The 22,867-nt window shown below is 65.1% G+C and carries 25 protein-coding genes; 14 read left to right on the plus strand and 11 right to left on the minus strand.

The window, feature by feature from the left end; genetic code table 11:
• Positions 1–207 precede the first annotated feature (207 nt).
• The 3 genes from rpsI to zapE all read right to left on the minus strand — a co-directional run bounded on the left by rpsI (position 208) and on the right by zapE (position 2,639).
• Positions 208–600, minus strand: coding sequence for a 30S ribosomal protein S9 (gene rpsI / locus EV688_RS07960; protein WP_117315432.1), 393 nt, complete (start codon positions 598–600; stop codon positions 208–210).
• An 11-nt stretch (positions 601–611) separates the two neighbouring features.
• Complete coding sequence (gene rplM, locus EV688_RS07965) at positions 612–1,040, minus strand: 50S ribosomal protein L13 (RefSeq protein WP_117315430.1); 429 nt, start codon at positions 1,038–1,040, stop codon at positions 612–614.
• 492 nt (positions 1,041–1,532) lie between these two features.
• Positions 1,533–2,639 (minus strand): cell division protein ZapE, encoded by a 1,107-nt coding sequence (gene zapE, locus EV688_RS07970; protein WP_117315428.1) that lies wholly within the window; start codon positions 2,637–2,639, stop codon positions 1,533–1,535.
• A gap of 136 nt (positions 2,640–2,775) precedes the next feature.
• On the opposite strand from zapE, the gene EV688_RS07975 reads away from it, so the two are divergent.
• Positions 2,776–3,462 carry a Z-ring associated ZapG family protein gene (locus tag EV688_RS07975; RefSeq protein WP_162883806.1) on the plus strand — a complete coding sequence of 229 codons (687 nt, stop codon included), beginning with the start codon at positions 2,776–2,778 and terminating at the stop codon, positions 3,460–3,462.
• 45 nt (positions 3,463–3,507) lie between these two features.
• Entirely contained in the window at positions 3,508–4,629 is a 1,122-nt protein-coding gene (locus tag EV688_RS07980; RefSeq protein WP_117315424.1) for a S1C family serine protease, read from the plus strand.
• A 7-nt stretch (positions 4,630–4,636) separates the two neighbouring features.
• Here EV688_RS07980 and hisD read toward each other — a convergent pair whose 3' ends face one another.
• From hisD to EV688_RS08000, 4 genes are read right to left on the minus strand one after another with little or no spacing between them, the layout of a single operon-like run.
• Entirely contained in the window at positions 4,637–5,950 is a 1,314-nt protein-coding gene (gene hisD, locus EV688_RS07985) for a histidinol dehydrogenase (protein ID WP_117315422.1), read from the minus strand.
• A complete protein-coding gene (gene hisG / locus EV688_RS07990) occupies positions 5,947–6,594 on the minus strand; it encodes an ATP phosphoribosyltransferase (RefSeq protein WP_117315421.1) in 648 nt (215 codons plus the stop codon). The genes hisD and hisG overlap by 4 nt, the downstream gene beginning before the upstream one ends.
• 49 nt (positions 6,595–6,643) lie before the next feature.
• Positions 6,644–6,871 carry a BolA family protein gene (locus EV688_RS07995; protein WP_117315419.1) on the minus strand — a complete coding sequence of 76 codons (228 nt, stop codon included), beginning with the start codon at positions 6,869–6,871 and terminating at the stop codon, positions 6,644–6,646.
• A gap of 59 nt (positions 6,872–6,930) precedes the next feature.
• Positions 6,931–7,629: an MlaC/ttg2D family ABC transporter substrate-binding protein gene (locus tag EV688_RS08000; RefSeq protein WP_117315417.1), complete on the minus strand. Its 699-nt coding sequence runs from the start codon at positions 7,627–7,629 to the stop codon at positions 6,931–6,933.
• A gap of 254 nt (positions 7,630–7,883) precedes the next feature.
• Between EV688_RS08000 and EV688_RS08005 the strand changes: the two genes are divergently transcribed.
• The 12 genes from EV688_RS08005 (at position 7,884) to yjgA (ending at position 17,147) form a co-directional block, all read left to right on the plus strand.
• On the plus strand, positions 7,884–8,858 hold the full coding sequence (locus EV688_RS08005) for a calcium/sodium antiporter (RefSeq protein WP_117315415.1): 975 nt from the start codon (positions 7,884–7,886) through the stop codon (positions 8,856–8,858).
• A gap of 13 nt (positions 8,859–8,871) precedes the next feature.
• Positions 8,872–9,846, plus strand: a complete 975-nt coding sequence (locus EV688_RS08010) for a KpsF/GutQ family sugar-phosphate isomerase (RefSeq protein ID WP_117315413.1) — start codon at positions 8,872–8,874, stop codon at positions 9,844–9,846.
• Complete coding sequence (locus EV688_RS08015) at positions 9,830–10,378, plus strand: KdsC family phosphatase (RefSeq protein WP_117315411.1); 549 nt, start codon at positions 9,830–9,832, stop codon at positions 10,376–10,378. Before EV688_RS08010 ends, EV688_RS08015 begins: the two co-directional genes overlap by 17 nt.
• Positions 10,375–10,983, plus strand: a complete 609-nt coding sequence (lptA, locus tag EV688_RS08020) for a lipopolysaccharide transport periplasmic protein LptA (protein ID WP_117315410.1) — start codon at positions 10,375–10,377, stop codon at positions 10,981–10,983. The genes EV688_RS08015 and lptA overlap by 4 nt, the downstream gene beginning before the upstream one ends.
• A complete protein-coding gene (gene lptB, locus EV688_RS08025) occupies positions 10,955–11,686 on the plus strand; it encodes an LPS export ABC transporter ATP-binding protein (protein ID WP_420867048.1) in 732 nt (243 codons plus the stop codon). Before lptA ends, lptB begins: the two co-directional genes overlap by 29 nt.
• A 115-nt stretch (positions 11,687–11,801) precedes the next feature.
• A complete protein-coding gene (locus tag EV688_RS08030; RefSeq protein ID WP_117315408.1) occupies positions 11,802–13,202 on the plus strand; it encodes an RNA polymerase factor sigma-54 in 1,401 nt (466 codons plus the stop codon).
• A gap of 67 nt (positions 13,203–13,269) precedes the next feature.
• Entirely contained in the window at positions 13,270–13,557 is a 288-nt protein-coding gene (hpf, locus tag EV688_RS08035) for a ribosome hibernation-promoting factor, HPF/YfiA family (RefSeq protein WP_117315406.1), read from the plus strand.
• A 12-nt stretch (positions 13,558–13,569) separates the two neighbouring features.
• The gene (ptsN, locus tag EV688_RS08040; protein WP_117315404.1) at positions 13,570–14,028 is read left to right on the plus strand and encodes a PTS IIA-like nitrogen regulatory protein PtsN; all 459 of its coding nucleotides are present in this window, start codon (positions 13,570–13,572) and stop codon (positions 14,026–14,028) included.
• Between the two features lie 6 nt (positions 14,029–14,034).
• The gene (gene rapZ / locus EV688_RS08045; RefSeq protein ID WP_117315402.1) at positions 14,035–14,886 is read left to right on the plus strand and encodes an RNase adapter RapZ; all 852 of its coding nucleotides are present in this window, start codon (positions 14,035–14,037) and stop codon (positions 14,884–14,886) included.
• A gap of 12 nt (positions 14,887–14,898) precedes the next feature.
• Positions 14,899–15,168 (plus strand): HPr family phosphocarrier protein, encoded by a 270-nt coding sequence (locus EV688_RS08050; RefSeq protein WP_117315401.1) that lies wholly within the window; start codon positions 14,899–14,901, stop codon positions 15,166–15,168.
• 76 nt (positions 15,169–15,244) lie between these two features.
• Positions 15,245–16,606: a magnesium transporter gene (gene mgtE, locus EV688_RS08055; protein ID WP_117315399.1), complete on the plus strand. Its 1,362-nt coding sequence runs from the start codon at positions 15,245–15,247 to the stop codon at positions 16,604–16,606.
• On the plus strand, positions 16,596–17,147 hold the full coding sequence (gene yjgA / locus EV688_RS08060; RefSeq protein ID WP_117315397.1) for a ribosome biogenesis factor YjgA: 552 nt from the start codon (positions 16,596–16,598) through the stop codon (positions 17,145–17,147). Before mgtE ends, yjgA begins: the two co-directional genes overlap by 11 nt.
• On the opposite strand, the gene EV688_RS08065 is transcribed toward yjgA, so the two are convergent.
• The 4 genes from EV688_RS08065 to mreC are packed head-to-tail and all read right to left on the minus strand — an operon-like array spanning position 17,099 to position 22,840.
• Entirely contained in the window at positions 17,099–20,893 is a 3,795-nt protein-coding gene (locus EV688_RS08065) for a YhdP family phospholipid transporter (RefSeq protein WP_117315395.1), read from the minus strand. The two genes, yjgA and EV688_RS08065, sit on opposite strands and share 49 nt — an antisense overlap.
• Complete coding sequence (locus EV688_RS08070) at positions 20,890–21,492, minus strand: Maf family protein (RefSeq protein ID WP_117315393.1); 603 nt, start codon at positions 21,490–21,492, stop codon at positions 20,890–20,892. Before EV688_RS08070 ends, EV688_RS08065 begins: the two co-directional genes overlap by 4 nt.
• Positions 21,492–21,980, minus strand: a complete 489-nt coding sequence (mreD, locus tag EV688_RS08075; RefSeq protein WP_117315391.1) for a rod shape-determining protein MreD — start codon at positions 21,978–21,980, stop codon at positions 21,492–21,494. The genes EV688_RS08070 and mreD overlap by 1 nt, the downstream gene beginning before the upstream one ends.
• Positions 21,980–22,840: a rod shape-determining protein MreC gene (mreC, locus tag EV688_RS08080; RefSeq protein WP_117315389.1), complete on the minus strand. Its 861-nt coding sequence runs from the start codon at positions 22,838–22,840 to the stop codon at positions 21,980–21,982. Before mreC ends, mreD begins: the two co-directional genes overlap by 1 nt.
• Between the last annotated feature and the right edge of the window lie 27 nt (positions 22,841–22,867).

The raw sequence follows: 22,867 nt of genomic DNA on the forward strand, positions 1-22,867 counted from the left end.
CGTATCACACAAACGAATATCGGTCTTAAAAAGCGCTGAATACTAATGACTTTGCTGTATTGATACAAGGAAAGTGCCCGCGAATCAGTGACTTTGTCACCCGGCGCCCATGGAAACAGATACACAACCCGGACACGAAAACGCCCGCCTGATAACAGAGCGGGCGCATGATGTATCCACCGTCGCGGGGCAGTGCCCCAAGACGCGCTAGCGCTTGGAAAACTGCGGACGCTTGCGCGCCTTGCGCAGGCCGACTTTCTTTCGCTCCACCGCACGCGCATCCCGGGTGACGAAACCGGCGCCGCGCAGGGTACCGCGCAGGGACTCGTCGTAATCCATCAGCGCACGGGTGATGCCGTGGCGGATGGCGCCGGCCTGACCAAAGCTGCCGCCGCCCTCCACCGTCACGTTGATGTCGAACTTGTCTGTCAGGTCAACGACCTCAAGCGGCTGACGCACGATCATGCGTGCCACCTCACGACCGAAATACTGGTCGAGCGGACGCTTGTTGACGGTAATTGCGCCGCCGCCATTGCTGATGAAGACGCGCGCTGTCGAGGTCTTGCGACGTCCGGTACCGTAATACTGGGTTGCTGCCATTGGAGGGACCTTTATAGGTTGAGCGGTTGCGGCTGCTGGGCGGCGTGAGGATGCTCTCCGCCAGCATACACTTTCAGTTTGCTGAACATGGCGCGGCCCAGAGGGTTACGCGGCAGCATGCCCTTGACGGCGCGCTGAATGACACGCTCGGGCGCCTTGTCGATCAGCTTCTCGAAAGACATGGAGCGGATACCACCCGGGTAACCGGTGTGGTGGTAATACATCTTGTCAGTCGACTTGGCACCGGTAACGCGAATCTTCTCCGCGTTCACCACCACAATATAGTCGCCGGTGTCGACGTGAGGCGTGTATTCCGCCTTGTGCTTGCCGCGCAGCCGGTGCGCGATCTCGGACGCCAGCCGTCCCAGCGTCTTGCCATCGGCGTCGACCACGAACCAGTCGTGGCTGACAGACTCGGCTTTTGCGCTAAACGTTTTCATAACTGTGCTCGCCTTTGGGGGCAGTAATTAAAGAGCGCGAATACTACTGAAAGCGCCAGGCCTTGACAAGCCCCTTTTGGTCTCGGATCGGCTCGGCGGACTTTCGCGCTCTGTAGCTGGGGGCATTGGGCTCTTTGGCCCGACAGAGGTCGAACTCTGTAGCCCGGCCGGTGCCCCGGAGCCGGGCGTTCGGGGCACGCCGTGAACTCATCCGTGAGGGCTCGGCGACGGCATCCATGCCGTCGACGGCCCCGAACGCCCGGCTCCGGGGCACCGGCCTGCATCGAGCGGGGCCCGGATCCGGAGGACAGGACGTCGGGGGCGCAGTGTAGAGGCAATCAGGCAGGCGCGGGGCGGTCGAGACCGTCGGCGGCCAGGACGGCCGCCGCCGAGCCGCCATGGATGGCGAACTGGCGTGTCTCGACCGCCCCGCGCCTGCCTGATTGCCGGCCTACGGAGCTCCTAGGCCAAAGCACAGGGGCCAGACCACGATCAGGGCAGGTGCTCCAGCGCGAGGTAGTCATGGGTCTGCATCTCGCGCAGGCGCGAGCGGGTGCGCTCGAACTCGAAACCGAGGGTACCGCCGGCGTACAGGTCCTCGATCGGGCACTCGGCCTCGATCACCAGCTTGACGTGCCGGTCATAGAATTCATCCACCAGGTTGATAAAGCGCCGCGCGGCGTCGTCGCAACCACCGCCCATCCTGCGCACACCGGACAGCAGCACCGCGTGGAACAGCCGCGCCAGCTCGATGTAATCGTTCTGAGAGCGCGGTCCCTCGCACAGCTCGTCGAAGGCGAACCAGGCGACATCGTCGGCGAGACGCAGGCTCTGCAGCTGGCGATCGTTGATCTCGACGGCAACGTTGGCCCGTCCCGCTTCAGGCGCGAGGTCATCGAAGCTGCGCCGCAGCCCCGCCTGCGCCTCCTCGCCACAGGGGTAATAGTAAAGCTGCGCCTGTTCCAGCGTGCGCAGCCGGTAATCGACCCCGCCATCCAAATTGACAATTTGCGTGTACGTTTCTATCTGCCGTATGGCGGGAAGGAAGCGATCGCGCTGCAGCCCATTCTCATACAGCCGATGCGGCGGAATATTGGAGGTCGCCACCAGCGTGATCCCGCGCTTGAACAGCGCCTGCATCAGATTCCCGAGTATCATGGCATCGGCGATATCACTGACGAAAAACTCGTCAAAGCACAGCACGCGCGCCCTCGCGGCCATGTCGTCTGCCACCCGGTCCAGCGGGTTCTTCTCGCCCGCCAGCGCCCGAAGGTCCCGGTGCACCCGCTGCATGAAGCGGTGGAAGTGAACGCGCTCCCGATCGACAAACGGGAGGCAGTCGAAAAACGTATCCATGAGATAGGTCTTGCCGCGTCCCACGCCGCCCCAGAGATACAGGCCGGTCACCGGCGTCGGCGTCACGCCTCGCAGGCGTCGCCACCGGGCCACCACACCCTGCCCCGCGGGACGCGGCCCCGATGCCACCAGCCGCGCATGAAGGTCATCCAGCAGTTCCACCACCCGCGCCTGCCCGGCGTCCGCCACAAAATCCGCCCGGGCCAGATCCTCGCGATAGCGCTGCAATGGGGTTCGGCTCATGTTTTCCACCTGGGGCTGTCTGCGACCGCGCGAACTCTAGCCGCGCCATTGGGAATTGGCAATGCGCCGCCTGTCATGCCCGAGCCGGTATCTGTATACTACGCGCCTATTCACCAGCGCACGGAGACACGCGATCATGTACAGCCTCGATATTGTCATAGGCACCGCCATTTGCGTCCTGATCATAGCGGGCGCCATAGGATTCCTCATGGGGCGCCGGACAACGGCCGGCAGCCAGCAGGCCCGCGAGTTGGAGAAGCGTCTGGATCAGGTAACCCGGGACAAGCAGCTGTTTGAGGACCGCGTTACCGATCATTTTGCCGAGACAGCCACGCGACTGAATGCGCTCACGGAGAATTACCGCGCCGTTCACGAGCACCTTGCCGAGGGCGCGAACACGCTGTGCTCCGGCAACCTCGCGGTAACGGTAGGACGACTCGGCGGCGACAGCGATCTCGATGCGAGCCTGCTCAACGCGGAGCCACCGCGGGATTACGCACCGAAGTCCTCACCAACGGAAAAAGGCATGCTGAACGAAGGTTTCGGTCTGGATAAGGATGACGTCGCACCGGCAGAGAAAACCAGTCGCGTGCGTCACGAAGAGCCCGTCAGAGCGCATGTAGGGGCGACTCAGCAAGCCGCAGCAGTCAACGACGACGCCCGACCCGACGACGAGCCGACAGAAGAGCCGACAGAAGAGCCGGAAAAGGAAGAGTCGCCCGCTGCGAGCGCGACATCGGGGGCGGAAGCGACGCAGACCGCCGGGGATGTGTCATCCGACGAGGCCGCGGAGAAGAACGCCGGGGACGCGCCGCGCAACTAGTGCAGGATACGCTGAACGTCCGGACCTGACCCGAGCAGCGTCAGCATGGGACACCTGTTGCGACTTGCGCTGTGGCCGACCATTGCCGGTATTCTTGCCGGCATTCTGATACTGGATCGCTGGATACTGTCGGACAACACGCCGGAGCCAGCGCCGCCGGCGGTTACCAGCTATGCCCGCGCGGTGCAGTCGGCCACACCCTCGGTCGTGAATATCTACACCCGGAAAGTGGTTCCGACACGCGCCGCAGCCCTTCTTAACGATCCCTTCTGGCGCCAGTTCGTCCCCAGAAACCAGCCGCGACAGCGGGTGGAACAGTCTCTTGGCTCGGGCGTCATTCTGTCTACCGAGGGACACATCGTCACCAATAACCACGTGATTGACGGTGCCGACGCCATACAGGTGCTGCTCAGTGATGGCCGTAACGCCGCGGCGCAGATCATCGGCACGGATCCTGCCACCGACCTCGCGCTGCTGCAGATCGACCTGCCGGACCTGACGCCAATCGAGATGGGCTCCTCCAGCGACGCCCGGGTCGGCGATATTGTGCTGGCCATCGGCAACCCCCTGGGATTCGGCCAGTCAGTCACCCAGGGGATTATCTCCGGCCTGGAGCGCTATGGCCTGCAGACCGGGCTGTACGAGAGCTACATCCAGACCGACGCGATCATTCACCAGGGCAACTCCGGCGGTGCGCTGATCGACACCAGCGGTCGCCTGCTGGGTATCAATGCCCTGATCTATACCTCAGACAATCAGGCAAGCAGCGGACGCATGGGGATCGGTATCGGACTGGCGATACCCGTCGACCTCGCCCGCTTTGTCATGGCCGATCTGATTGAGTACGGTCAGGTCATCCGCGGCTGGCTGGGGGTGCAGGTAGAGCCGCGACTGCTGCGGGGAGGCGACGCTCCCGACGGCCAGTCACTGGTGGTTACCGGGGTTGCGGAGGGAGGACCGGCGGACAAGGCCGGCCTGCGAACCGGCGACGTCATCACGCACTTCAACAACGAGGCCGTGGAGGACGTGCGCCGGACGATGTATGACATCGCGATGCTGAGACCCGGCGACAGACTGCAGATTACCGCCATCCGCGACGGGCAGACCCTGGATCTGCGCGCAGTGGTAGGTGCACAGACCCAGTCCCCCGGTCCCGCGCCGCAGTAGTGGCGGCCTAGTCGCCGGCCCTGCTCCTCTTTGCAAGACGCATTTCCGCACTGCGAGCGTGCGCCGTCAGGGACTCGCCCCGGGCAAGTATCGACGCCACCGCGCCAAGCTCACGCACGCCCTCGGCGCTGCACATGATCAGTGAGCTGCGCTTCTGAAAGTCATACACGCCCAGCGGCGAGAAGAATCGCGCGGTACCGGAGGTCGGCAGCACGTGATTCGGACCGGCGCAGTAATCTCCCAGCGCCTCGGCACTGTAGCGCCCCATGAAGATTGCCCCTGCCGCCTGTATGCCCTCAACCAGCGTCAGCGGATCCTCCACCGAGAGCTCCAGGTGCTCCGGCGCCAGCGCGTTGCTCAGCTGCACCGCCTCATCCAGATCGCGCGTTCTGATCAGGGCTCCCCGCGCCGCCAGCGACTTGCCGATAATGTCGCGACGCTCCATCTCCGGCAGCAGCCGGTGAATGGCGGCCTCGACACGATCCAGGTAGTCCGCATCCGGACACAGCAGCAGGGACTGCGCATTTTCGTCGTGCTCGGCCTGGGAGAACAGATCCATGGCAATCCAGTCGGGATCGGTGCCGCCGTCGCAGATGATAAGAATCTCCGAGGGTCCGGCAACCATGTCGATGCCGACGCGCCCGAACACCTGCCGCTTGGCTTCGGCAACATAGGCGTTGCCGGGGCCGACGATCTTGTCCACCGCCACAATGGTTTCGGTGCCATAGGCGAGCGCGGCCACCGCCTGGGCACCACCAATCGTCAGAACACGGCTGACGCCGGCGAGACAGGCAGCGGCAAGCACCAGCTCGTTCAGCTGACCCTCGGGCGTCGGCACCACCATGGTGATATCGGCTACCCCGGCCACGCTGGCCGGCAGCGCGTTCATCAGTACCGACGACGGATAGCTGGCCTTGCCGCCGGGAACATAGACACCCACGCGCCCCAGCGGCGTGACCCGCTGGCCGAGCAGGTTGCCCTGCGCATCGTGGTACTGCCAGCCCTCCTGACGCTGCCGCTCGTGATAGTCGCGGATGCGCTGCGCCGCGGTTTCAAGCGCCCCGCGCTGCTCCGCCGGCAGCCCGTCGAGGGCCTCCTGCAGGCGCGTCAGCGGCACCTCGATATCACTCCGCTGATGCACCGGCGCGCGATCGAGCTCCCGGGTGTAGTCGAGCAGTGCGGCATCGCCGCGCTCCCGCACATCGGCAATAATCGCGGCGACACGTGCCGCCACGGCCGAGGCAGACGATTCTCCCGCAGGCGCCAGTGCCGCCAGCTGCGTCGCGAAAGCAGGGTCCTGACTGTCGAGACGACGGATCATGCCGCTGCCTCCCTGCGCTCGACCGCAGCGGCCACCTCATCGATGATCGCCGCGATCGGCCCATGTGAGGCACGCAGGGATGCCTTGTTGACAATCAGTCGGGAGCTGACCGCGGCAACCTCCTCAAGCGGCTGCATACCGTTGGCACGCAGCGTGTTGCCGGTGTCCACAATATCCACAATGATGTCGGAAAGCCCCATCATCGGCGCAAGCTCCATGGCGCCGTAAAGCTTGATCAGATCGGCCTGGACGCCGCGACGGGCAAAGAAATCGCGTGCGATATTCACGAACTTGGTGGCCACGCGGATCCGTGCCGCCCCCGCCTGCCACCCCAGCGGGGCCGCCGTCATGAGACGGCAGCGTGCAATCCCGAGATCGAGGGGCTCATAGACACCCTCCGCGCCCTGCTCCAGCAGAATGTCCTTGCCAACCACACCGAGGTCGGCGGCCCCGTGGCGCACATAGGTCGGCACGTCGGTCCCGCGCAACACCACCAGCTGCAGGCCATCCCGGGTGGTATCGAAAACCAGTTTGCGGCTGCTCTCGATGTCCTCGCAGGGCTCGATGCCGGCGCGCGCCAGCAGCGGCAGTGTTTCCTTGAGAATACGGCCCTTGGTCAGGGCCAGGGTCAGGGGCTTGCTCACGAATGACTCCGGAAAACGGAACAGAGGGAATGTCGGATGCGAGGGACGGCTATGCCTGATCAGGCGTGAGCGTGCGGATATTCACCGCATGGATTTCACCGGCAGCGATGCGCTCGTTCAGTGCCGCATACACCATCTGCTGACGCTGCACCGGACGTTTGCCGGCGAAGACATCGCCGATCACGGTGATGTCATAGTTGCTGCCGGCACCTTCCACACTGACGTCGCAGCCGTCGAGCTGCGCCTTGATCAGGGCTTCCACTGTTTTTGCGTCCATTGCCTGTTGCCTCCCTGCGAAATGGCTGTACTGAACTGAATCAACTAGCGGCCGGGCGATCAGGCCGTGGTTTCTCCCTCGATCTCTTCCACCGGCTCGATTTCCCAGTCATCGATCACCTTGTCGAGGTCGCCGTCGAACTTTCTCGCCGCGGCCTCGAACTGGCTGCGGTAGATCTGACCCAGATTGACGTTCTCGACAATGAGGTTACGCATCAGCCACTGGCCGTCACGGTCCTTCGCCATCTGGTAAACCACCACGTAGGGCTCGCTGCCGTCGCTGTAGATCAGCTGCCTGAGCGTCGCGCGGCTGGCGTCGGGATCATCACTGCCCGAGCTGCGCTCGCGATCAAGCTCCACCCGGGAGCCGCCGAAGGCCAGCAGGCCCCGGCTGTAGGTGCGCACCAGACCGTCACGCATGGCCTCGGTGAAGCGGTCCAGCTGCTTGCGCAGCTTTTCACGGCCTGCCTCGTCCAGGGTCCGGTAGCGCTCGCTGCTGGCATAGTCGCCCATCACGCCGCGGGCAAAGCCGCGAAAGTCCACCGCGCCGTCGAGCACCTCATTGACGCGACGGTAATAGCGGTCGGGGTCCTCCTTGACATAGTCGGAGGCCTCCTCGATCACCGAGAGCACCTCATCGGTGGTCTTCTTCAGCGCCTCCTCGGCTGTCGGTGCCTGTGCCGACGCCAGAGACGTTGCCAGCAACCCGAGGACCATGGCCAGCACTGTCAGCCCGCGCCTGTGAATACGATTACGCATACTGTTTCCCTGTATTTCCTGCTTGAGACACTGAGTGCTAGCGCGCTCGCCCTGCCGCAGCCCTGCCAGAGGGCTGTCGAAATATCGCCGTCACTGTAGAATGTGAAAAAGACGACGCTGGCGACGCAATGCACGTGACGACAGTTTACTACGTTTGCCGGCACAAGTCGTATGACATCGCCCGTTACGACACCATAAGGGCGCCCGGGTTCCGGGCGCAATGACGCGACACATCCACAGGAAACGCCTCAACCATGCTGCTTGCCGCCGCCGCCGTGATCATCGGTCTGTTCATCCTCGTCTGGAGTGCCGACCTGTTTGTCGCCGGTGCGGCGTCGATTGCACGCAACCTCGGCATGTCTCCGGTGCTGATCGGTCTTACCATTGTGTCACTGGGCACGTCCGCACCGGAAATCCTGGTGTCAGTCAATGCCACCCTCTCCGGCGCCGGCGAGCTGGCGGTGGGCAATGCACTGGGCTCGAACATCGCCAATATCGGCCTGGTGCTGGGCGTCACCGTACTCGTGGTGCCGATGCTGATACGACCGGGCTGTGTGCGCATCGAGCTGCCCACACTGCTGCTGGTCACGGCGGGCACAGGGCTTCTGCTGCTGGACCGGCAGCTGTCGCGCATCGACGGGATGCTGATGATAGGCGGGCTGTGCCTGATCCTGCTGCAGATGATCCGCGCCCAGTCCACGGACGCTGGCATCCTGTCTGAAGCCGAAGAAGAGACGCTGCCGGACATGAGCAACCTCCGCGCCTGGCTGGCGTTCAGCGCTGGCCTGGCACTGCTGATCGGCAGTTCACGCCTGCTGGTCTGGGGCGCAACGGACATTGCCGCGCGGGTGGGCGTGTCCGAACTGGTCATCGGCCTCACCGTGGTTGCGGTCGGTACGAGCCTGCCTGAACTCGCCGCCACCATGGCCAGCGCCCTCAAGCGCCATACTGACATTGCCATCGGCAATATCATCGGCTCCAACCTGTTCAACCTGCTCGCGGTCATGCCGATACCCGGACTGCTTGATCCCCTGGTCATCTCGGAAAACGTGATTTATCGCGACTACCCCGTAATGACGGGGGCCACCGTGCTGCTGGCCCTTGCCATTTATACCGGCTCGCGCCGCCGCGACGCCGTCGATGGCGGCTCTTACGTCGGTCGCAGCGTGGGCATGTTGTTAACCGGTCTCTACGGCGTGTACTATTACTGGCTTTTCCAGACCGTTTAGGCGCACACCGTACATGTCGGGGCCGCACGTTTCCTTTACCGAATCCGCCCGCCGCACCGTTCGCATGGAAGCCGAGGCCGTCATGGCCCTGGAGCCGCGCATTGGTGAGGCGTTCTCGCGTGCCTGCGAGATTTTCCTGCACACGCAGGGCAGAGTCATCGTCACGGGCATGGGCAAATCGGGGCACGTTGCGACCAAGATCGCCGCCACGCTGGCCAGCACGGGCACACCCTCGTTTTTCGTGCACCCCGGGGAGGCGAGCCACGGCGACATGGGCATGATCACCGCGCAGGACAGCGTGCTCGCATTGTCGAACAGCGGCACCACGGCGGAGCTGGTCATGCTCATCCCGCTACTGAAGCGGCTCGGCGTACCCCTCGTCAGCATGACCGGCAACCCCGAATCGACGCTGGCCCGCGCGGCGGATGCACACATCGACTCCGGCGTTGCCACCGAGGCCTGTCCGCTCGATCTGGCGCCGACCTCCAGCACGACCACGTCACTGGTGCTCGGCGACGCACTGGCCATTGCCCTGCTGGAAGCGCGCGGTTTCACCGCGGAGGATTTCGCCTTTTCCCACCCCGGCGGCGCACTCGGCAGAAAGCTTCTGCTCAAGGTCGAGGACGTCATGCGCAGCGGCAGTGCTGTACCCAGGGTCAGCATTGACACCCCGCTAGCCAGCGCACTGCTGGAAATCAGCAACAAGGGGCTCGGCATGACCACGGTGCTTGACGGCGACAGGCTTGCTGGCGTATTCACCGACGGCGACCTGCGCCGCGCCCTCGATGCGCGCATCGACATCAACGCCACGGCCATCGGCAACATCATGACCCGGCATGCACTCACCGTGGACACCGGGACGCTCGCCGCAGAAGCCATGCGTATCATGGACGACAACCGCGTCAGTGCACTCGTGGTCCTCGACGACAGCGGCGAGATTGCCGGCGTCGTGCACCTGCTGGGGCTGCTGCATGCCGGAATCGCCTGAGCAGACTGCAGGCATCATCAGCCCGGCCAGTGCCGCCCGCTTGCGCCTGCTGGTGCTGGATGTCGACGGCGTCCTGACCGACGGGCGCCTTCTCTACGGCAATAACGGCGAAGAGCTCAAGGCGTTCAACATCCGGGACGGCCTTGGCATCAAGCTGCTGATGGGGGCCGGTATCGACGTTGCCATCATCACCGGGCGCCGGTCCGACATCGTGCAGCGCCGCGCGCGGGAGCTCGGTATTCAGCGTGTGGTGCAGGGTCGCGAGGACAAGCGCGAGGCGCTCGAGGAACTCTGCGCACAACTCGATCTGCCGCTGGCGGCCTGCGCCTACATGGGCGACGACCTCCCGGACGTTGCGGCCATTCGCGCCGCCGGCTGCGGATTGACCGTTGCCGACGCCTGCGCAGCCGCAGCGCGCGCCGCCGACTGGCAGAGCCGCCGACGCGGCGGCGAGGGCGCTGTCCGCGAGGCCTGCGAGGCGCTTCTGATGGCCCGCGGTGCGTGGACCGCGATCGAGGACGGTTTTCTATGACCCGGCTCTGCCGCCTTCTGATCGTGCTGACGCTGGTGCCGCATGCGGCCTGGAGCCTCGAGGGCGACCGCGACCAGCCGATCGAAGTCATTGCGGACCGGGCCCTGCGCGATGATATCCGCGGCTATACCGTCTACAACGGTGATGTCCGACTGACCCAGGGCTCGTTGATCATCGAAGCCGACAGGGTCACCATCTTTCACCAGACCCGGTCGGCGGATCGCGTTGTCGCCGAGGGGCAGCCCGCCAGAATGCAGCAGATACAGAACCCGGGAGAAGCGCCGATGAAAGCCCAGGCCCTGCGCATCATCTACATGGTGGAGGCGGAGCGCGTGCAGCTGCGCAGCGAAGCGCGGGTTGAGCAGGACGGCGCCGTGGTCAGCGGCGACACGATAGACTACCTGATTCCCGAGCAGGTTGTCCGTGCCGATACCGAGGGCGACAGCGGCAGTCGCGTGCAGGTGGTGATACCCGCCGAACGCATCAACCGGGACGATACGGAAACCGAGACCGAGACAGAGACAGAAAGCGGCACCGGGGCCATGACCCGGATCGAGGACAGGAAAGTCAGAGAGGATGCCAGTGGCAATACTGAAAGCGAGTAATCTCGCCAAGGCATTCCGCGGCCGGCCAGTGGTGCGGGATGTGTCGCTCGAGGTCCACAGCGCCCAGGTCGTGGGACTGCTCGGTCCGAACGGCGCCGGCAAGACCACCTGCTTCTACATGATCGTTGGCATCATCCGCGCCGATCAGGGCCATATCACCATTGATGGTGAGGACATCATTCACCTGCCGATGCACGAGCGCGCCCGCCGCGGTATCGGCTACCTGCCCCAGGAAGCCTCGGTGTTCCGCCGGCTCAGCGTGCGCGATAACCTCATGGCCATTCTGGAGACCCGGCGGGATCTCTCGCGCAGCGAGCGACAGCAGCGCTGCGACGAACTGCTCGCCGAATTCCACGTCTCCCATCTTCGCGACAGCCCCGGCCAGGCGCTGTCGGGGGGCGAGCGCCGCCGTGTGGAAATTGCCCGGGCGCTGGCCACGGAACCGGCGTTCATTCTCCTCGACGAACCCTTCGCCGGCGTGGATCCGATCTCTGTCTCCGACATCAAGCAGATTATCCTGCAGCTGCAGGCGCGGGGCATCGGCGTTCTCATTACCGATCACAACGTGCGCGAGACACTGGACATCTGCGAGATTGCCTACATCGTCGGCGAGGGTGAAATCATTGCCTCGGGCAGCCCCCAGGATGTGCTCGACAACCCGCATGTGCGCAAGGTCTACCTCGGCGAGACCTTCCGCCTCTGACTGCGGGGCCGGCGGGTCCTGAATCGGCAAAGCAATTTCCGCGCCAAGCGTTGCCAGCGCATCACTGGCGGGTCTACACTGGGCGCTCCGATCCAGAGACCGTGTCCGGACGCCCATGAAGCAAGCCTTGCAGTTAAAGCTCGGCCAGCAGCTGACCATGACGCCGCAGCTGCAGCAGGCCATAAAGCTGCTCCAGCTCAGCACGCTGGATCTGCAAATGGAAATCCAGCAGGTGCTGCAGAGCAATCCTCTCCTGGAGGTCGATGAGGGCGACGATGCCCCCGGGCCGGAGGGCGAGCAGGATGACCGGGAAACCGTTGCGGAGGCCAGCGACGGGCCGATGGAGCATCTCGAGCGCAGCGCCGGCGACGATAGCGGCAGCCCGCAGGATTACGAACCCTCCATGCCGGAGGATCTGCCGGTGGACACCCAGTGGGAGGACCTGCTGCCCTCGTCCGCACCGCCCACCGGCAGCGCCAACGAAGCGAACGAACTCGATTACGACAGCCGCACCGGCAGCGTCCCCGACCTGCACGAACACCTGCTCTGGCAGCTCAACCTGACGCGCCTGTCAGACCTCGACCGCGCCATCGACGTCGACGAGGTCACCGCGGTTCTGCACGCCCTGCAGCAGTTCGAGCCGACCGGTGTTTTCGCCGCCGACCTGCAGGAGTGCCTGCTGCTGCAGCTCCGTCAGCTGCCTGACGACACGCCCTACATCGAGCAGGCTCGCGTGCTGATCACCCGGCATATCGCCCAGCTCGGCAACGGCGACTACGCCCAGATCATGCGGCGCATGAAGCTGGACGAGGAAGCACTGCGGAGAGTGCTGGCCGTCGTACAGACACTGGACCCCTTTCCCGGCAAGCGCATCGGCGAGGATGACACCGAATACGTCATCCCCGATGTTTTCGTGCGCAAGCGCGAGGGTCGCTGGGTGGTGGAGCTCAATCCGGACATCGCGCCGCGACTGCGCATCAACGATGCCTACGCCGGCATGATACGGCGCGCCGACAACAGCGCGGACAATACCTATCTGCGGGACAACCTGCAGGAGGCGCGCTGGTTTCTGAAGAGCCTGCAGAGCCGCAACGAAACCCTGATGAAAGTGGCTTCGGAAATCGTCGCGCACCAGCGCAACTTCCTCGACTACGGTGAGGAGGCCATGAAGCCGCTGGTGCTGCATGACATTGCGGACGCCGTCGACATGCACGAGTCCACCATCTCCCGGGTCACCACGCGAAAGTTCATGCACACGCCGCGCGGCATTTTCGAGTTGAAGTATTTTTTCTCCAGTCACGTTGCCACCGCGGAAGGCGGTGCCTGCTCGTCCACGGCAATCCGCGCCCTGCTGAAAAAGCTGATCGCGGGCGAGAACGCGCGCAAACCGCTGAGCGACAGTCGCCTGGCGCAGCTTCTGTCGGAGCAGGGAATACAGGTCGCGCGCCGGACCATTGCCAAATACCGCGACAGTCTGGGCATTCCACCGTCGAATGAACGCAAGCGACTGATCTGAATCCAAACCTGAGGGCGTCACACGACCCACAGCCAACCCCAGTACAGCTGTACATAAGGAGCACCCTATGCAACTCAATATCAGCGGCCACCACGTAGACCTGACCGAGCCACTCAAGGAGTACGTGGAAAGCAAACTCGAGCGACTGCAGCGACACAGCAGCGAGATCACCACAACGGAAGTCACCCTGGTGGTGGAGAAGCTGGTACAGAAGGCCGAGGCCAAGATGCACGTGGCCGGCGGCGACCTTTTCGCCGCTGCGGAATCCGAGGATATGTACGCGGCGATCGACGCCATGGCAGACAAGCTTGATCGCCAGCTGATCAAGCACAAGGAAAAGCACCGGCCTCACTAGGAAGCGCAAATCATGACCGATCTCAAAGCGATTCTGACCCCGGCACGCAGCCGCAGCCAGGTGCCGGGGAACAGCAAGAAGCGCATTTTCGAGGAGGTGGCAGATCTGCTGGTGGCCGACCAGCCCGGGCTGGATGCCGCCGACATCATCACCAGCCTGCTTGCCCGGGAAAAGCTCGGCAGCACCGGGCTGGGTCGCGGCATCGCCATTCCGCACTGCCGTCTCGAGGGCTGTGAGCAGCCCCTCGGCGTGCTCATGAGCCTGGCGACTCCCACCGACTTCGACGCACCGGACGATGAGCCGGTGGATCTGCTGTGCGTGCTGGTCGTGCCCGGCGAGGCGCACCAGGAGCACCTGGAGATTCTGGCTACCCTGGCGGGCCTGTTCCGCCAGGAGGCGCTGTGCGACGCCCTGCGCGCCTGTGACAGCGGCGACGAGCTGTTCAACGTGATTGCCGACTGGGAAAGCTGACCGACCATGGAGTTGATTATCATCAGCGGCCGGTCCGGCTCCGGCAAGAGTACCGCCCTGCATCAGCTGGAGGACGAGGGCTATTACGCCATCGATAACCTGCCGGCATCCCTGCTGCCGGCACTCGTCGCCGAGACGCCCTCGCTATCGCGTCGCGACAGCGCCGGTATCGCCGTGTGCATTGATGCCCGCAACGCGGCCACGGAACTCGGCAACCTGGAACAGATTCTCGGTTCACTCCCGGCCTCGGTACGCCTGCGCGTGCTCTATCTGGACGCCGACGAGAACACCCTGATACAGCGCTTCAGCGAAACCCGTCGGCGCCATCCCCTGTCCAGCGACAGCATCCCCCTGGCCGAGGCCATACGCCTCGAGCGGGAGATCCTCGAGCCGCTTGCGGCCAGTGCAACGCTGACGCTGGACACCAGCCAGATGAGCATTCATGAACTGCGGGACGCCATTCGGCAGCGCCTCGTGGGTGCCGTCGGTGAACTGTCCACGCTGATACAGTCTTTCGGCTTCAAGCGCGGCGTCCCCGCCGACGCCGATCTGGTGTTCGACCTGCGCATGCTGCCCAACCCGCACTGGAGCAAGGAACTGCGGCTGCTTACGGGGCGCGACCCGGCGGTGTGCGAATTCCTTGAGTCCCACGCGGTAACCCATCAGCTGTTCGGCGACATCAGCGGCTTTCTCGATCGCTGGCTGCCGCACTACGCCAGCAGCAACCGCAGCTATATCACGATTGCCCTGGGCTGCACCGGCGGCCAGCATCGCTCCGTCTACATGGCGGAGCGGCTGCACCGGCACTGCGCATCCGGAGACGGCCCGGTCCATCTGCGCCACCGCGAGCTGCAGTAGCCGTCGTCTGACATGATCCGCTGCGACATCATCATCATCAACAAGCTGGGCCTGCATGCCCGGGCAGCGGCCAAGTTTGTCAGCTGTGCCTCCGCGTTCAGAAGCCGCATCCGCGCCGGGCGCGACGGTCAGATGGTGGATGGGAAAAGCATCATGTCCATCATGATGCTCGCCGCGGCCAGAGGCACCCGGCTGGAGCTCGAGATAGATGGCGACGACGAGGAAGCCGCGCTCGCGGCGCTCATTGCACTGATTGAAAACCGCTTCGACGAGGCCGAATAAGTTGCGACGTTGTTGTCGCGCCCCCTTTACCGGATAATTGCCAGCTAACCCATTCTCAGGCCAGCGCGCCCAGCCTATGTCCAGCAGCGATACACAGCAGCACAGAGCCAGGGCCCAGGACCGGCTTTCCGAGGCGCTCGCACAGGGCTCCCTGGCCGATGTGCGCCGCATTCTGCTGAAAATGGAGCCGGCGGACGTCGCGCACCTGCTGGCATCGACACCGCCGCGCCACCGCCAGGTGCTGTGGCAGATGATCGAGGGGGAACTCGAGAGCGAGGTCCTCAACGAGCTCAACCCCGAGCTGCGGCTCGAGTTTCTCAGCGGCATGGAGCCCAGCGATCTCGCCCAGCTCGCCGCCACCCTCGACGACGATGACGTCGCCGACATACTGCAGCAGCTGCCGGACCGGGTGACCTTCGAGGTCCTCGACGCCATGGACCAGCAGGACCGCTCGCGTCTCGAGCAGGTCATGTTCTACGCCGACGACACCGCCGGCGGCCTGATGAACACGGATACCATCACCATCCGTGCCGACCTGACGCTGGACGTGGTGCTGCGCTACCTGCGCCGCCATGAAGAAATTCCCGAAATGACCGACAATCTGATTGTGGTCAGTCGCGACGACCGCTACGTGGGGCTGCTGCCCCTGCGCACCCTGCTGGTGTCCGATCCCTCGCACTCGGTCCGCGAGATGATGGAGACGCGCCAGGCACCAATACCGGTGGAAATGCCCGATGACGAGGTCGCCCGCCAGTTCGAGCGCAACGACTGGGTGAGCGCGCCGGTCGTGGATGAGAACGGGCGTCTGGTCGGACGCATCACGATTGACGACGTGGTCGACGTCATCCGCGAGGATGCCGACCACTCGCTGATGTCGATGGCCGGCATGAGCGAGGAGGAAGATACCTTTGCGCCCATCCTGAAGACCGCGCGCCGCCGCACCGTCTGGCTGGCGATCAACCTGGTGACGGCGATTACCGCGGCCTCCGTGATCAACGCCTTCCAGGGCACGATCGAGAAGGTGGTCGCGCTCGCCGTGCTCATGCCCATCGTTGCCTCCATGGGCGGCATTGCCGGCACGCAGACGCTGACCGTGCTGGTGCGCGCCATTGCCCTCGGCCACATTCACCAGAAAAACCAGCTCTGGCTGGTACAGCGCGAGGCCATGGTCGGCCTGATCAACGGGGTCATCTGGGCCGCCGTGGTCGCCGTCGCGGCGTCACTGGTGTTTGATGACTGGATGCTCGGCGGGGTGCTCGCTGCCGCCATGGTCATCAACCTGATTACTGCCGGCGTCTCGGGAGCACTGCTGCCACTGGCGCTGGAGCGGCTGCGTATCGACCCCGCCCTGGCCGGCGGCGTGATCCTGACCACGGTCACCGATGTCGTCGGCTTCCTTGCATTCCTTGGCCTGGCGACGGCGGTTTATGGCACATAGGCACGATGAACAGGGTGCACTGGACGACGGCGGCGATGGCCGACCCAGCAAAAGTGCGCTGAAGCGGGAAATGACCGCGCGGCAGGCGCTGGGCGAGCGACTGTGCACGCTGACGTCCCGCGAGCTGGAACAGATTCCCCTGCAGCCCGACAGTGCGCTGCATGTGGCTGTCCTGCAGTCCCGGAGCATCAGCTCCAACAGCGCGCGACGCCGCCACATGCAGTACATCGGCAAACTCATGCGCGACGTCGACCCCGAGCCCCTGACGGCAGCGCTGGAACAGCTGCATGCGGCGCACGCTGCGGAAAGTGCGGCGCTGCATACCCTGGAGGCGCTGCGGGATGATCTGGTTCAACGCGGCGACACGGCCATCAATGAGGTGGTGGCGCGCTGGCCACAGGCGGACCGTCAGCTGCTGCGTCAGCTGCTGCGCCAGCATGGCCGGGAACAGGCCACGGGCAAGCCACCGGCAGCGGCCAGACGACTGTTCCGCTACCTGCGGGAGTTGTCCGGATCGTCCGGTGTGGAATCCGCTGACTGAGGATCCTGGGACGGCCCGGTCACGGGCGACTTTTCCGCCAGCGGGTCAGCCTCGACCGGTTCCGGCAGCGCCTCGGACCGGTTGTCGAAAATACGCTTGAGACGCACCTGGGGTGAGTCTACCGGCCCGGACACGCTGTAGACGCCGCTGGACATTCGCTCTACCTGTTTCTCGAAGACCTTGCTCACGACGAATACCCCGGCGGCAACCGGCAGGCCGGCAGCAAGGGCGGCTACCCAGGGCAGGTTGTTGGCCACCGGCAGCGTGACCACCAGCTCCCCGTCAACGGCCTCCAGATTGGTGGTGCCACTGAAGCGAAAGGCACTGGCCGACCCATCGAGGGTGAGTGAGGGAATGCGCAGCTGGCCGCGGTTGAACACCAGGTCACCGCTGGCGCGCTCGAAAGGAATACCCGATTCAAACATGGACGACAGGCTGAGTCCCTGCAGCAGCTCTGCCAGGTTGAGCAGCGTCACGACCTTCAGCGCGCCGGAGGCGCCGCCGGGTGACTGCAGCAGGCGCCCGGCGCGGGCCTGCACCTGCAGCGTGCCCTGCAGATTGTCAAATGCCGGTGCGGCAGGGACCCCGGTCCAGCGCAGGCTGCCAACCGCGGCACCGCTGCGGGATTCCAGGGCCGGCGCGAACCCCAGGCCCTCAAACACCGCGCCGAGATTGTCGAAAGTGAGATCGATATCCAGCGCCGTTGCGAAGCCACCATCACCGGCGGCGGACCAGCGCATCTCCGTGCCACCCGCACTGCCGCCTTCGCTGCGCAGCCCGAGAATGTCACCGCGAATATCGCGGGCATAGAGGGCGCTGCCATCGCTCTCGAAGCGAAAGGCCAGATGGCCACCGAGACTGCCTTCGCGGCGCAGATCCAGTATCTGCACCTCGGTGGCGGGACTGGCACTGAGAAAGCGGTAGATACCGCTGCCGGGCTCGTCCCTGGCGAACTGAGAGTCGGACTCAGAGCCGGACTCAGTGGCAGCGCCGGGCGCATCCCCGGCACTGTCGGCGCCCGCGGCAAGCGCATCGCGCATCCCGTCGAGATCGAGCCAGTCGACCAGAACCTGTGGCGAGGCGGTCGGCGAATACACCGCCTGCAGCCATTCCGACTCCAGCGCCAGATTGCCGCCCACCACCTGGCGCCCTTCCAGCTGCAGAGCCGCGGACAGCGTGTCATCCAGCGACACGTCGATGCCGGCGCTCCCGGCGCCAAGGCGCAGCTGCAGGGCCAGTTCCCGGGTGTCCGCCGGGGCTTTGCCCCAGGGCGCGGGGAGTGCGAGGGCGACACCCTCAAGACCGCTGTTCAGCGACAGGCGCGGCGGGCGACCTCGCACGATGCGCAGTTCGCCGCTCACGGCAGTCTTTCCACGAATGATGCCGACATCCTTACCGAGCCAGTCCAGCAGGGCGGGGGCCGTGACAGTCGCCTCGAGATTGATCCGCGTGTCAGTCGCGTCAGCGGTGTCCGGATGACTCGCCGTCAGGCTCTCCCCCCACAGCGTACCGGCGACCTCGCTGCCGGCAAACCCGCGACCGGTCTGAAAACGCAGCGCCCCCTGCAGGTCCCGCAGGGGAAGACGGCCCGGGCGAATATCCAGATCGACGCCATCCAGTGAGGCCTCGAGGTCAATGCGGGGTCCCGCAGCGAGGTTCGACACGGGAATCTGCAGGCGCAGGTCAGCGCGCATCTCGCCCTTCGCCTGCCAGTCTGCCAGGGCGCCGTCGGTCAGCGCATTGAGCGGCGAATTACGGACAATACCCAGCCCGGCACCGGCATCACCGGCCACGCGCGCGGCGACCGCCATCTCGCTGACACCCGGCGCCGTGCCGGCCATCTCTGCGGACAGGTGCTGCAGCGGCAGTCCCCCGATGTGGCCATCGTCCGCCCAGATACTGACGCGCCGGTCATCGATAAGCACCGGACCGGAAAAGTCGCGCAGCGCAGGCCACTGCGGATCGAAACGGATATCCGTGTCTTGCAGCTGGAAGAACAGCTGTACGGTCATGTGCTCGAAATTGCGGCGGCGCAGGCTGCCGCGCCAGACAAAACCGCCCTGCTCGACGCGCCCGCCGTCCAGGCTGTCCTGCAGCCAGCGGCTGACACCGTCCGGCAGGGTGAACGGCAGATACTTGGCGCGATGCCGTGGCTCGCTGTCGCGCAGGCCGACCAGCAGATTCATGGCAGGTCCCACCACGTCCTCCCGGCGCGGGAAATCCAGGCTGAACACGGCCTTTGCCGTTCCCTCGTCGCCGCGAGCCGTAATGAGATTGCTGCTGACGCGCACCGCTTCATCGTCCCAGGCCAGCGCCAGCTCGCCATACAGTTCCCGGTAGCTCAGAGGCTCGCGATAAAAGGCGGGGAAGCTCAGCGCCGTCTCGCGGCCGTCCAGCAGAATGCGGCCGCTACTGGGCGTCAGCTGCACCAGCGCATCCAGGCCATCGACCCCCGGGGCGCCGCGCCAGGAGTCCACCGCCGTATCATCGATGCGGGCAGAAAAACTCCAGCCACTGCCCGGTGCTCGGATATCGTCCAGCGTCAGATCCGCCGCCGACAGCAGGCCGCGGGGACGCAGTTCGGCCAGCGCACTGGCCAGTGCCTCCGGCATGGCGGGTGCGGCGGCCAGCAGCGTCTCAATGCCGTCCAGCCGCATACCGGCAACCCGCGCCGACAGCGAGTCACCCAGCAACTGGAAGCGGGCACGCGGCATGTCCCAGCGCTGGCCGTCGTGCGCCACCGACAGATCACTGGCCTGAAGGCGCCAGCCGCCGGTCACCTGCGACAGCGAGGCATTCATGGCCAGCGTCTGCAGAGGCAGCGCCCAGCCACCCCCGGACTCGGCAATCACCAGGTTCTCGGTCCGCGCGCGCAGGGCAATGTCGCTGCGACCGCCGGCACGCGACAGCCACGCCTCGACCGAGCCACCACCGCTCACGGCAATCGGCAGCGTGTCCGTCGGCGCCCAGGCGAGCAGCCGCTCGACGCTGTTGCCCTCCAGCTGCAGGTAGACGTCGCCACGCCAGCTCGCTCCCGTGAACGGGTCGCCGACGCCGTTGGCATGTATGCGAAGCTCGTTACCCGGGACAAACAGCCGTGCATCCAGCATCCGCAAGCTGCCGCTGCGACTCAGGTCAAGCTGGATTCCCGCGGTGCTGAGCAGTTCGCCCTCCGCATCGCGCAGCAGCACCTGACTCTGATCGATGTGCAGCACATCCACCCGCGAGAGAAATCCCGTCAACCAGTCGCGCAGGCGACCGACACCCGCCTCGAAGCCCACCAGACGCAGAACGCCGTCGGCAGAGCGTGCAACCTCGAGGTTCAGGCCCTCCAGACGCAGGTCGCTGATCTGCGGCGTCAGCGTCAGCAGGGAGTTGAGCGGATTCAGGCGCACCTGCCCCGATGTCAGCATCACCGGCGCCTGCCCCGGCGCATCGAAGTGAATGGCCAGGTCGCGAAGAACAATCTGCGGGCTGAAGCCCTGCAGGCTTCCCTCGAGTGCCGAGGCCTGCAGGGTAAACGGCAGCCGGGTATTGACCTCAGTCAGCAGGTCCTGTTTCCAGACGCTGACTCCCCCCAGGAACAGACGCAGAGCCAGCACATAACCCGCGAGCAGGAGCAGGGCCGCTACCAGCAGCCGCCACAGGACGCCGGCCAGGCGGTGGAACGCGGAATCCCGCGGCGGGTAGCCGGGCTCCAGGTGAATCGATGTCGGCGCGCTGTCGCCGGGGTCGCGAGGCCTCATGCACCGCCTGCGGGGTCATCAAGCGCCGAGGGAATGCCTGCCCCGCGCAGCAGGGCCAGTGTTTCGCACAGCGGCAGGCCCACCACGTTGCTGTAGCTGCCATCGATACGTTCGACAAAGGCGCCACCGAGCCCCTGTATGGCGTAGGCCCCCGCCTTGTCCCAGGGTTCGTCCGACGCCAGGTAACGCTCACACTCGGCATCCTCCAGTGCCCGGAATGCCACCCGGGTCTCCCTGCAGATAACGCGGAGGTCGCGCGGCGAGCGCAGTGCCACTGCCGTGAATACCTGGTGTACCCGCCCCGACAGACGACGCAGCATCCGTCGCCCCGCATCGAGACTCTCGGGTTTGCCGAGAATGTCACCGTCCACAACCACGGCGGTATCCGCCGCCAGCACACAGGCGTCGGCCGCCGGCTGGACTGCCGCGGCTTTCTCCCGAGCAATGCGCTCGACATAGTCCCGCGGCGTCTCTCCGGGCGCCGGGGTCTCGTCGATATCGGCGGGCACGACCGACACCTCGACACCGAGCTGCGCCAGCAGTTCGCGCCGCCGCGGACTGCGTGAGGCGAGGATCAGAGATGGGCGATTCAACAGCATCAATACACCTCGAAATGCCTGCGCGCGCGACGCAGTGTCACCAGGACCAGCGGCCAGAATACGGCGCTGGTGATGGCCGGCAGCATGAACCACAGGGAGCGCGCCCCGGCACCCTCCACCGTCTGTATCCACTGGCAGACCAGCTGATGGACCCCGGCGAGAAAAAAGACGGTCAGCGCCTGCTGGCCAATGCTGAACACCCGCAGGCGCTGGTACAGAAGCCGCGACAGCAGCACCACGAGGGCCAGCGCCAGCATGTTCTGGCCAATGACCGCGCCCTCCAGCACGTCCATGCCCAGACCGGCGAGCATCGCCGTGGCCAGCCCGACACGATACGGCAGTGCGATCGCCCAGTAGATCAGCACCAACGCCAGCCATTCCGGGCGCAGCCAGGCTGCCAGGCCCGTCAGCGGCACTATGGCGAGCACGTAGGCGAGGAGAAAACTCGACAGGATGACCCAGTAACCGCGCGCCTGCTGCTCTACCATCAGCCGCCCGCCCCCGCCTCCGCATTCACCTCGGCAACATCACCGCGGGCAAACACCAGCAGCACATGGCGGGCGCGATCCAGTGCCGCAGCCGGGCGCGCCTCGATGCGCGCAAAAGCCTGGCCCGGATCGCGCTCGACCCGGGTCACGGTTGCCACAGGATAACCAATGGGAAAGCGCTGACCCAGCCCCGAGGTCACCAGCAGATCCCCCTCCGCGATGTCAGTGGTGGCGGCGACGTGATGCACTTCGAGGAGATCCAGTGACCCCGTGCCCTCTGCGACAGCGCGCACGCCATTGCGATTCACCTGCACGGGCACGGAGTGGGTCGCATCGGTAATCAGCAGCACGCGTGAGGTGAATTCACTCACCTCGATGACCTGCCCCATGAGACCGTCGGCATCGATCAGCGGCTGACCGGCGTAAACGTCATCGCTGCCGCCCTTGTCGAGCAGGAGCTGGTGGCGCACGGGATCCGGAGCCACGCCGATCACCTCGGCCACCAGCACATCGTCGCGCAGCAGTGCGGAGGAATTGAGCAGCGCCCGCAGGCGCGCATTGTTCGCCTGCAGGGACGCCATCTGCTGCAGACGTCCCTTGAGCACGAGGTTTTCCCGGGACAGGTGATCGTTGTCTTCCATCAGTGACGACCGGGAACGCAGATGCCGCTCCTGCCAGCGTCCGATGGCCGCGGGGATATCAGCCACCGTATGGACGGGAATCAGCAGGGTATCGAGAAAGGCGCGGGCGGTCCCGAGCTGGCTGTAGCGCAGGTCGGCGACCAGCAGACCCACGACCACCAGCGCGACAAGACCCACCTTGAGTCCAAGATTCGACTCTTTGACAAATAACGGCTTGATAGAGGACCCCGGAACCGGCCGGTTGTC

This window comes from Chromatocurvus halotolerans, from assembly GCF_004340525.1.
Classification (GTDB): Bacteria; Pseudomonadota; Gammaproteobacteria; order Pseudomonadales; family Halieaceae; genus Chromatocurvus; species Chromatocurvus halotolerans.

What these genes read in the sequence shown, in the direction of transcription:
- EV688_RS08000 (WP_117315417.1), bottom strand. Translation starts at nt 7,629, where the DNA reads ATGCGTAATCGTATTCACAGGCGCGGGCTGACAGTGCTGGCCATGGTC.
- EV688_RS08010 (WP_117315413.1), top strand. Translation starts at nt 8,872, where the DNA reads ATGTCGGGGCCGCACGTTTCCTTTACCGAATCCGCCCGCCGCACCGTT.
- lptB (WP_420867048.1), top strand. Translation starts at nt 10,955, where the DNA reads ATGCCAGTGGCAATACTGAAAGCGAGTAATCTCGCCAAGGCATTCCGC.
- hpf (WP_117315406.1), top strand. Translation starts at nt 13,270, where the DNA reads ATGCAACTCAATATCAGCGGCCACCACGTAGACCTGACCGAGCCACTC.
- hisD (WP_117315422.1), bottom strand. Translation starts at nt 5,950, where the DNA reads ATGATCCGTCGTCTCGACAGTCAGGACCCTGCTTTCGCGACGCAGCTG.
- lptA (WP_117315410.1), top strand. Translation starts at nt 10,375, where the DNA reads ATGACCCGGCTCTGCCGCCTTCTGATCGTGCTGACGCTGGTGCCGCAT.
- rapZ (WP_117315402.1), top strand. Translation starts at nt 14,035, where the DNA reads ATGGAGTTGATTATCATCAGCGGCCGGTCCGGCTCCGGCAAGAGTACC.
- mreD (WP_117315391.1), bottom strand. Translation starts at nt 21,980, where the DNA reads ATGGTAGAGCAGCAGGCGCGCGGTTACTGGGTCATCCTGTCGAGTTTT.
- EV688_RS08030 (WP_117315408.1), top strand. Translation starts at nt 11,802, where the DNA reads ATGAAGCAAGCCTTGCAGTTAAAGCTCGGCCAGCAGCTGACCATGACG.
- EV688_RS07975 (WP_162883806.1), top strand. Translation starts at nt 2,776, where the DNA reads ATGTACAGCCTCGATATTGTCATAGGCACCGCCATTTGCGTCCTGATC.
- yjgA (WP_117315397.1), top strand. Translation starts at nt 16,596, where the DNA reads ATGGCACATAGGCACGATGAACAGGGTGCACTGGACGACGGCGGCGAT.
- EV688_RS08065 (WP_117315395.1), bottom strand. Translation starts at nt 20,893, where the DNA reads ATGAGGCCTCGCGACCCCGGCGACAGCGCGCCGACATCGATTCACCTG.
- EV688_RS08015 (WP_117315411.1), top strand. Translation starts at nt 9,830, where the DNA reads ATGCCGGAATCGCCTGAGCAGACTGCAGGCATCATCAGCCCGGCCAGT.
- mgtE (WP_117315399.1), top strand. Translation starts at nt 15,245, where the DNA reads ATGTCCAGCAGCGATACACAGCAGCACAGAGCCAGGGCCCAGGACCGG.
- EV688_RS08050 (WP_117315401.1), top strand. Translation starts at nt 14,899, where the DNA reads ATGATCCGCTGCGACATCATCATCATCAACAAGCTGGGCCTGCATGCC.
- EV688_RS08070 (WP_117315393.1), bottom strand. Translation starts at nt 21,492, where the DNA reads ATGCTGTTGAATCGCCCATCTCTGATCCTCGCCTCACGCAGTCCGCGG.
- ptsN (WP_117315404.1), top strand. Translation starts at nt 13,570, where the DNA reads ATGACCGATCTCAAAGCGATTCTGACCCCGGCACGCAGCCGCAGCCAG.
- EV688_RS07980 (WP_117315424.1), top strand. Translation starts at nt 3,508, where the DNA reads ATGGGACACCTGTTGCGACTTGCGCTGTGGCCGACCATTGCCGGTATT.
- rpsI (WP_117315432.1), bottom strand. Translation starts at nt 600, where the DNA reads ATGGCAGCAACCCAGTATTACGGTACCGGACGTCGCAAGACCTCGACA.
- EV688_RS08005 (WP_117315415.1), top strand. Translation starts at nt 7,884, where the DNA reads ATGCTGCTTGCCGCCGCCGCCGTGATCATCGGTCTGTTCATCCTCGTC.
- EV688_RS07995 (WP_117315419.1), bottom strand. Translation starts at nt 6,871, where the DNA reads ATGGACGCAAAAACAGTGGAAGCCCTGATCAAGGCGCAGCTCGACGGC.
- zapE (WP_117315428.1), bottom strand. Translation starts at nt 2,639, where the DNA reads ATGAGCCGAACCCCATTGCAGCGCTATCGCGAGGATCTGGCCCGGGCG.
- rplM (WP_117315430.1), bottom strand. Translation starts at nt 1,040, where the DNA reads ATGAAAACGTTTAGCGCAAAAGCCGAGTCTGTCAGCCACGACTGGTTC.